This window comes from Streptomyces sp. NPDC093071 (genome assembly GCF_044754545.1).
Taxonomy (GTDB): domain Bacteria; phylum Actinomycetota; class Actinomycetes; order Streptomycetales; family Streptomycetaceae; genus Streptomyces.
Genome location: NZ_JBIVPH010000021.1, coordinates 1 through 1224, shown reverse-complemented (window position 1 = coordinate 1224; position 1224 = coordinate 1). Strand labels below are relative to the sequence as shown.

Below are 1224 nucleotides of genomic sequence, written 5' to 3'. Positions count from 1 at the left end.
CGACGCGGACGTCGACGCCCGAGTCGCGGAGCGACAGCGCGTGGGCGTGCCCCTGGCTGCCGTAACCGATCACCGCGACCTTGCGGCCCTGGATGATGGACAGGTCGGCGTCGGCGTCGTAGAACAGCTCGGCCACTGGGATTCTCCTTGGTGTGCTGGTGTTGCGTCCCACCGTACGGCGGGCGGGGGAAGGAAGGTCGTGCGGTCTCGTCAGACGGACCGGTCGGGGCTCAGGCGGAACGGTCGAGGGCCCGCAGGGACCGGTCCGTGATGGACCGGGAGCCGCGCCCTATGGCGATCGTGCCGGACTGGACGAGCTCCTTGACGCCGAACTGCTCCAGCATCTTGAGCATGGCGTCCAGCTTGTCACTCGAACCGGTGGCCTCGATGGTGACGGCCTCGGGCGAGACGTCCACGGTCTTGGCGCGGAACAGCTGGACGATCTCGACGATCTGGGAGCGGGTCTCGTTGTCGGCGCGGACCTTCACCAGGACGAGCTCGCGCTGGATCGCGGCGCTGGGCTCGAGTTCGACGATCTTCAGGACGTTGACCAGCTTGTTGAGCTGCTTGGTCACCTGCTCCAGGGGCAGTCCCTCGACGTTGACCACGATGGTGATGCGGGAGATGTCGGGGTGCTCGGTGACGCCGACGGCGAGCGAGTCGATGTTGAAGCCGCGGCGGGAGAAGAGGGCGGCGATCCGGGCGAGGATGCCGGGCGTGTTCTCGACGAGGACGGAGAGCGTGTGCTTGGTGGACATGTCTGGGTCTCTTCCTTTTCGCTGTCGCTCTGCGTGCTCAGTCGTCTTCGCCGTCGCCGAAGTCGGGGCGGACGCCCCGGGCGGCCATGACCTCGTCGTTGGAGGTGCCGGCGGCGACCATCGGCCAGACCTGGGCGTCCTCGTGGACGATGAAGTCGACGACGACCGGCCGGTCGTTGATCGCGTTGGCCTCGGCGATGACCTTGTCCAGGTCGGCCGGGTCCTCACAGCGCAGCGCGACACAGCCCATGGCCTCGGAGAGCTTGACGAAGTCGGGAACCCGGGTGCCCTTGTTCGCCTTCTGCTCGTCCGGTCCGGAGTGCAGGACGGTGTTGGAGTAGCGCTGGTTGTAGAAGAGGGTCTGCCACTGACGGACCATCCCCAGGGCGCCGTTGTTGATGATGGCGACCTTGATCGGGATGTTGTTCAGGGCGCAGGTGGTGAGTTCCTGGTTGGTCATCTGGAA

2 protein-coding genes and 1 pseudogene are annotated in these 1224 nt (G+C 66.5%); all 3 read right to left on the bottom strand.

All coding sequences use genetic code 11. The features are described 5' to 3' along the window. Positions 1-136 (bottom strand): annotated as a pseudogene (locus tag ACIQD7_RS34195) (ketol-acid reductoisomerase); the annotation flags it as partial. Positions 137-230: 94 nt separating this feature from the next. Next, positions 231-758 carry an acetolactate synthase small subunit gene (gene ilvN, locus ACIQD7_RS34190; protein ID WP_121833425.1) on the bottom strand — a complete coding sequence of 176 codons (528 nt, stop codon included), beginning with the start codon at positions 756-758 and terminating at the stop codon, positions 231-233. 37 nt (positions 759-795) lie between these two features. Then, positions 796-1224: thiamine pyrophosphate-dependent enzyme (locus tag ACIQD7_RS34185; protein WP_402447208.1), on the bottom strand; the 429-nt coding region annotated here is incomplete at its 5' end.